The organism is Neotabrizicola sp. VNH66, from assembly GCF_049445895.1.
GTDB lineage: Bacteria > Pseudomonadota > Alphaproteobacteria > Rhodobacterales > Rhodobacteraceae > Pseudogemmobacter.
Window position 1 is genome coordinate 456,103 of the sequence record NZ_JBMSDW010000002.1, and the last position, 7,040, is coordinate 463,142.

A 7,040-nucleotide genomic window follows, 5' to 3' on the forward strand; every position below is an offset into this window, starting at 1 on the left:
CAGATGCGCCCCGATCACGCCCCCCGCAAGGGATGCTTCAGTGCCCTCACGCCGACGTGTCGGTGCGCGGGGGAATGTTTCAATCCTGTCATCCACCGGCTAGAGAAAGGGGGCAGGAGACCGCAGCATGACCCTTGGCCCGAATATCGTTGAACGCCTGTCCCGCGCGCGGGGCGATCTGCGCATGGGGGTGCCGGTGGTGCTGACCGGGGCGGGAACGGCGGCGCTGGCGGTGGCGGTCGAAGCGATGGCGCCTGCGCGGCTGGCCGAACTGCGCGGCCTTGGCACGCCGGAACTGGCGCTGACCGGCTGGCGGGCCGAGACGCTGAAGGCCCGCGCCTATGACGGTGATCTGGCGCGGATCGTGGTGCCGGGTGATGTGGATCTGGGCTGGATCTGTGCGCTGGCCGATCCGGTCGATGACCTGCGGGTGCCGATGAAGGGGCCGCTGCGGTCTTTGCGCGAAGGGCCGGCGGATCTGCACCGCGCGGCGATCCTGCTGGCGAAATCGGCGCACCTGTTGCCCGCGGCTTTGCTGGTGCGGGTGGGCAATCCGCTGGAACTTGCCGCGCAGCATGGGCTGACGCTGCTCAGGCTGGATGAGATCGGGCCGGAGCTGGCGCGCCTGTCGCCGCTGGATGAGGTGGTGTCCGCCCGGCTGCCGATGGCGGCGGCCGGGGCAGGGCGGGTGCATATCTTCCGTCCCGATGACGGCGGCGATGAGCATTACGCCATCGAGGTGGGCCAGCCCGACCGCAGCCAGCCGGTGCTGGCGCGGCTGCATTCGGCCTGTTTCACCGGCGATGTGCTGGGCAGCCTGAAATGCGACTGCGGCCCGCAATTGCGCGCGGCGCTGACGCAGATGGGGGAACATGGCTCGGGCGTGCTGCTCTATCTCAATCAGGAAGGCCGGGGGATCGGTCTGGCCAACAAGATGCGGGCCTATTCGCTTCAGGATCAGGGCTTCGACACGGTCGAGGCCAACCACCGTCTGGGGTTTGAGGATGACGAGCGCGATTTCCGCATCGGGGCCGAGATCCTGCGCGGCATGGGGTTCCGCGGGGTGCGGCTCCTGACGAACAACCCGCGCAAGGTGGCCATGCTGGAATCCTGCGGGTTGCAGGTGGTGGAGCGGGTGCCGCTGAAGGTGGGCCGCACCGCCGAGAATGCCGCCTATCTGGCGACCAAGGCCGCGAAATCCGGGCATCTGCTGTGAGGCCGGGCGACCTGCTGCTGACGCCCACGGGCCTGTTGTTCGGCGGCCGGCGCTATCCCTGCACATGGGGGCGGGGCGGCGTCACCACGGCAAAGCGTGAGGGCGACGGCGCCACGCCTGCAGGGTCGCACCGGATTATCGGCATGCTCTATCGTCCGGACCGCATCGCGCCCCCCGCCGATTGGGCGGTACCCTTGCGGCCGGGCGATCTGTGGTCCGACGATCCGCGGGATGAAGACTATAATCTGATGGTCCGCGCGCCGCATGGGTTCAGCCATGAACGGCTGTGCCGGGCCGATCCGCTCTATGACCTGATCCTTGTGACGGACTGGAACTGGCCGCGGGCGCAGCCGGGCAAGGGTTCGGCGATTTTCCTGCACCGCTGGCGGCGGCCGGGCTTTCCCACGGCGGGCTGTGTCGCGCTGGCGCCGGGCGATCTGCGCGCCATCGCGGCAGCGCTGCGGCCCGGGGCGCGGCTGATCGTGCCCGCGCGTATGGCGCCTAAGCAGGGCTGAGGTGCACGGGGCCGGGGTCCTGGCGCACCGCGGCCAGATCCTCCAGCGGGGGTGGAACGAACAGGTCCGGCAGATGCAGATAGGGCGCAATCTGCCGGGGATCTCCCCAGACCGAGACGAAGATTTCAGGCGGACCGGAGGTGGCCAGATGCTCGGGCGTCAGCACGACCACCCGCAGCCGCAGCGCCACCCCCCCGGCCAGCGCGGGCGCAAGGACCTGCGCGGCCACCGGGCCCAGATGGCCCAGATAGGTGGGGCGCCGGGCCGGGATCAGCCCTAGAAGCGGGCGCTTTACCCGGGCAAAGATGCCCACGCGCCCGTCCGGCAGAAGCTGGGCCTGCGCCTCATCCCCCATGCACAGGCCCGCCCGCCCGATGTGGATGGCGATGCCCTCGATGGGGACTTGGGGCAGGATGGGTTCCAGACGCTCGGCCATGTGCATTCCTTTTTCGGGCAGGGTGCGGGCAGGCGGCGGGGCACGCAAGGCCGCGGGTTCAGGGGCCGGGCTTTGCCGCCGATGCATGTTGCCCGGATCGGCGGAAAAAGGACCAGCCGTGCTGCGGTGCGGAATCTGTGGCCCGCCGGGCGCATGCTCTTGAACCCGGAACCGGCCCGCCCCAGATTGAGGCCAAGGCCGGTGCGGACGTGCCTTTTCAGGGCGTTCGCGGGGCGGTGCTTGGAAAAGGAGAAGACGGATGAACATGGAAAAGTTCACCGAACGGTCGCGCGGTTTCCTTCAGGCGGCGCAGACCATTGCGATGCGGGAAAGCCACCAGCGTGTGCTGCCCGACCATCTGCTGAAGGCATTGATGGATGACGATCAGGGACTGGCCGCGAATCTGATCCGCAAGGCGGGCGGGTCGCCTGAACGTGTCAATGAAGCGGTCAATCTGTCGATCTCGAAACTGCCGAAGGTTTCGGGCGGCGATGGTCAAAGCTACATCGACCCGAGCCTTGTGCGTGTGCTGGATGAGGCGGAGCAGGTGGCGAAGAAAGCCGGTGACAGCTTTGTCCCGGTGGAACGCCTGCTGACCGCGCTGGCGTTGGTGAACACCCGCGCCAAGGATGCGCTGACGGCGGGTGCCGTGACGGCGCAGGGCCTGAATGCCGCGATCAATGACATCAGGAAGGGCCGCACGGCCGATTCCGCCTCGTCGGAAGACACGATGGAGGCGCTGAAGAAATATGCCCGCGACCTGACCGAAGCGGCTGAGCAGGGCAAGATCGACCCGATCATCGGCCGCGACGAAGAGATTCGCCGCGCGATGCAGGTGCTGAGCCGCCGGACGAAGAACAACCCGGTGCTGATCGGGGAGCCGGGCGTGGGCAAGACCGCGATTGCCGAGGGGCTTGCTCTGCGCATCGTTGACGGCGACGTGCCGGAATCCCTGCGCAACAAGAAGCTGATGGCTCTGGACATGGGCGCGCTGATCGCCGGGGCGAAATACCGCGGCGAGTTCGAAGAGCGTCTGAAGGCGATCCTGAAAGAGATCGAGACCGCCGCCGGCGAGATCATCCTGTTCATCGACGAGCTTCATGTGTTGGTCGGTGCGGGCAAGACCGATGGCGCGATGGATGCTGCGAACCTGATCAAGCCCGCGCTGGCCCGGGGCGAGCTGCATTGCGTCGGCGCCACCACGCTGGACGAATACCGCAAGTATATCGAAAAGGACGCGGCCCTGGCCCGCCGGTTCCAGCCGGTGCTGGTGACGGAGCCCACGGTCGAGGACACGATCAGCATCCTGCGCGGCATCAAGGAGAAGTATGAGCTGCACCACGGGGTGAAGATCAGCGACTCGGCGCTTGTTGCCGCGGCGCAGCTGTCGCACCGCTATATCACCGACCGCTTCCTGCCCGACAAAGCCATCGACCTGGTGGACGAAGCCGCCAGCCGGTTGCGGATGGAGGTGGATTCCAAGCCCGAGGAGCTGGACCAGCTGGACCGGCAGATTCTGCAGTTGACCATCGAAGCCGAGGCGCTGAAGAAGGAAGATGATGCGGCGTCGAAGGACCGGCTGGAGCGGCTGGAGAAGGAACTGGCCGACCTCAAGGACCGCTCGGCCGAGATGACGGCCAAGTGGCAGGCGGAACGCGACAGCCTTGAGGCGGCTCGCGGGCTGAAGGAGCAACTGGATCACGCCCGGGCCGAGCTGGAGCAGGCCAAGCGCGAAGGCAACTTCGCCAAGGCGGGTGAGCTGCAATATGGCCGCATCCCGGCGCTGGAAAAGCAGCTGGGCGAGACTGAGGGCCGCGAGGGGACCGAGATGGTCTCTGAATCGGTGCGGCCTGAGCAGATTGCCGAAGTGGTGGAACGCTGGACCGGCATTCCGACCTCCAAGATGCTGGAGGGGGAGAAGGACAAGCTTCTCCGGATGGAAGACGAACTGGCCGCCCGTGTCGTGGGGCAGCGTCAGGCGGTGGAAGCCGTCAGCCGCGCCGTGCGCCGGTCGCGCGCGGGCCTTTCGGATGAGAACAAGCCGCTGGGCTCTTTCCTCTTCCTTGGCCCCACCGGCGTGGGCAAGACCGAGCTGACCAAGGCCTTGGCCAATTATCTCTTTGACGATGACAACGCGATGGTCCGCATCGATATGTCGGAATTCATGGAGAAGCATTCGGTCGCCCGCCTGATCGGCGCCCCGCCCGGCTATGTGGGCTATGACGAAGGCGGTGTCCTGACCGAGGCGGTGCGGCGGCGGCCCTATCAGGTCGTGCTGTTCGACGAGGTGGAGAAGGCGCATCCGGACGTGTTCAACGTGCTGCTGCAGGTTCTGGACGATGGCCGTCTGACCGACGGTCAGGGCCGCGTCGTGGACTTCAAGCAGACGCTGATCATCCTGACCTCCAACCTTGGGGCGCGGGCCTTGTCGGAACTGCCGGAAGGCGCCGATGCCACGGCGGCCAAGCGCGAGGTGATGGAGGCGGTGCGGGCGCATTTCCGCCCCGAATTCCTGAACCGTCTGGATGAGCAGATCATCTTTGACCGGCTGAACCGGGCGGATATGTCCGGCATCGTCGATATCCAGCTGCGGCGGCTGGAGAAACGTCTGGCACAGCGCAAGATCACGCTGGAGCTGGATCAGGCGGCGAAGGACTGGCTGGCCGAAGAGGGCTATGACCCGGTGTTTGGCGCCCGCCCGCTGAAGCGGGTGATCCAGCGCCAGCTGCAGGATCCTTTGGCCGAGATGCTGCTGGCGGGCGATGTGCTGGACGGCACCACGGTCACCGTCTCTGCCGGGGCCGAGGGGCTGATCGTCGGTGACCGGGTGATCGCCTCGCGCCGCGAACGGCCCGCACAGGTGCCGCTGCACTAAGAAAGACTGACACAGACGGAACGGGGGCTTTCGGGTCCCCGTTCTTTTTTGCGCACAGATGCGTGAAGCCATGCAACTCTGGCCCGGCCCGCCCCGTATTGGGGTATAGTGATCTCAACGGCGGAGAAGACGATGAACGCGTTTCGCAAGGCCCTGACATGGGCAGACGTCACCCCGAAGTCCGGCTGGCTGAACCGGCGACAGATCATTGCCTCGGCCGCGGCGCTGGCGGTGACCGGTCCTGCGCTGGCAAAGATCACCGCCAGCCCCAGCCCGCTGTCCACGGATGAAACGCCGAACAGCTTTGAAGAGATCACCACCTACAACAACTTCTATGAATTCGGCTGGGGCAAGGAAGACCCCGCATCCTACGCCGGCGCGCTGACCGTGGACCCGTGGGCGGTCGAGATCGGCGGGCTGGTGGACCGGCCCGGCACCTATGATCTGGCCGATCTGGTGAAGGGGCAGCCGCTGGAGGAACGGATTTACCGCTTCCGCTGTGTCGAGGCCTGGTCGATGGTAATTCCCTGGATCGGCTTTCCGCTCTCCGGCCTGCTGAACCGGGTGGGCGTGCAGCCGGGTGCCAAATATGTGGCCTTCCAGACCCTGTTGCGGCCCGAGGAAATGCCGGGTCAGCGCGGCGGCGGCATCGACTGGCCCTATGTCGAGGGGCTGCGGCTGGATGAGGCGATGCATCCCTTGGCGATTTTGGCCACCGGGCTTTATGGCGAGGAGATGCCAAAGCAGAATGGCGCGCCGATCCGTCTGGTGGTGCCGTGGAAATATGGCTTCAAGTCGATCAAGAGCATCGTGAAGATCACCCTGACCGAGGCCGAACCGCCGACCACATGGAATATCCTGCAGCCGCAGGAATACGGCTTCTATGCCAATGTGAACCCCGAGGTGGACCATCCCCGCTGGTCGCAGGCCACCGAGCGCAAGATCGGCGCCGGGCTGTTCGGCGGGCGGCAGGACACGCTGATGTTCAACGGCTATGCCGATCAGGTGGCCGGGCTCTATTCCGGCATGGACCTGCGGGCCAACTATTGATGCGCGCGGTCGAGGCGGTGAACAACGCGCTGCGGCGCGTTCCGTCCTGGGCTGGCTATCTGGCGGGACTGATCCCGCTGGCCTGGCTGGTCTGGCGTATCTTCACCAATGATCTGGGCGCCGATCCGGTGAAAGAGGTGGAGCATACCCTGGGCAAGATCGCCCTGTGGTTTCTGGTGGGGGGGCTGTGCATCACCCCCCTGCGCCGGTTTGCCGGGCTGAACCTGCTGCGGTTCCGCCGCGCCGCCGGGCTGCTGGCCTTCCTTTATGTGGCACTGCATCTGGTGGCCTGGGTGGTGCTGGATATGGGCATGCTCTGGGCTCAGGCCGCAGCCGACCTGATCAAGCGGCCCTATCTCTTCTTCGGCATCCTTGCCTTCGCGATGCTGATCCCGCTGGCGGTCACCTCGAACAACGCCTCTGTCCGGCGGCTGGGGCGGAACTGGCGGAGGCTGCACTGGCTGGTTTACCCGGCGGTCCTGTTGGGCGTCGTGCACTACCTTTGGCAGATGAAAGTGGTCTCGACCGAGGGCTGGATCTGGCTGGCGGCGGTGATTTCGCTGCTGGCAGTCCGGTTCTGGCCGAAATCGCGACCCGGTACGCGGTGATTCACCCCGAATCCACGGGGGATTCGGGAGATTCGCGCCAAGTGGTTGAATTTCCTTACTTTGAATCGGGTGATTTGCGACAGATTCTTGCCCGAGGCCGGGTTTCTCCGGAAAATCACCGGCCCGGCCCAAAAAAGATGAGCCCAAAAACGCCTTGTTTTGTTGATGATTTCAGAGCCCTGCGAAGATTTTGTGAATTTACCGGAAAAAAGGCTCTTGCGGCTTTCAGCTGCTCTCCGTAAATACCGCCTCACCGAAACGGACCAGACGGAACGAAGCGAAAGCGGGGGACGGCAGGAAGGTTGAGGGAGGCGCGGCGGGGACGCTGTGCTGAAGGAAT

The 7,040-nt window shown here is 65.8% G+C and carries 6 protein-coding genes; 5 read left to right on the forward strand and 1 reads right to left on the reverse strand.

What is annotated here, in order from left to right; all coding sequences use genetic code 11:
• Positions 1-127: 127 nt before the first annotated feature.
• Both ribA and ACO2Q5_RS04715 read left to right on the forward strand, forming a co-directional pair.
• Positions 128-1,216, forward strand: coding sequence for a GTP cyclohydrolase II (gene ribA, locus ACO2Q5_RS04710; protein WP_423288446.1), 1,089 nt, complete (start codon positions 128-130; stop codon positions 1,214-1,216).
• Positions 1,213-1,731, forward strand: coding sequence for a L,D-transpeptidase family protein (locus ACO2Q5_RS04715; RefSeq protein WP_423288447.1), 519 nt, complete (start codon positions 1,213-1,215; stop codon positions 1,729-1,731). Before ribA ends, ACO2Q5_RS04715 begins: the two co-directional genes overlap by 4 nt.
• On the opposite strand, the gene ACO2Q5_RS04720 is transcribed toward ACO2Q5_RS04715, so the two are convergent.
• A complete protein-coding gene (locus ACO2Q5_RS04720) occupies positions 1,718-2,167 on the reverse strand; it encodes a hypothetical protein (protein WP_423288448.1) in 450 nt (149 codons plus the stop codon). The genes ACO2Q5_RS04715 and ACO2Q5_RS04720 overlap by 14 nt on opposite strands.
• Before the next feature lie 259 nt (positions 2,168-2,426).
• On the opposite strand from ACO2Q5_RS04720, the gene clpB reads away from it, so the two are divergent.
• The 3 genes from clpB to msrQ all read left to right on the forward strand — a co-directional run bounded on the left by clpB (position 2,427) and on the right by msrQ (position 6,700).
• Positions 2,427-5,042, forward strand: a complete 2,616-nt coding sequence (gene clpB, locus ACO2Q5_RS04725) for an ATP-dependent chaperone ClpB (protein ID WP_423288449.1) — start codon at positions 2,427-2,429, stop codon at positions 5,040-5,042.
• Between the two features lie 132 nt (positions 5,043-5,174).
• The gene (gene msrP / locus ACO2Q5_RS04730) at positions 5,175-6,092 is read left to right on the forward strand and encodes a protein-methionine-sulfoxide reductase catalytic subunit MsrP (protein ID WP_423288450.1); all 918 of its coding nucleotides are present in this window, start codon (positions 5,175-5,177) and stop codon (positions 6,090-6,092) included.
• Positions 6,092-6,700, forward strand: a complete 609-nt coding sequence (msrQ, locus tag ACO2Q5_RS04735; protein WP_423288451.1) for a protein-methionine-sulfoxide reductase heme-binding subunit MsrQ — start codon at positions 6,092-6,094, stop codon at positions 6,698-6,700. The genes msrP and msrQ overlap by 1 nt, the downstream gene beginning before the upstream one ends.
• Positions 6,701-7,040: the final 340 nt, after the last annotated feature.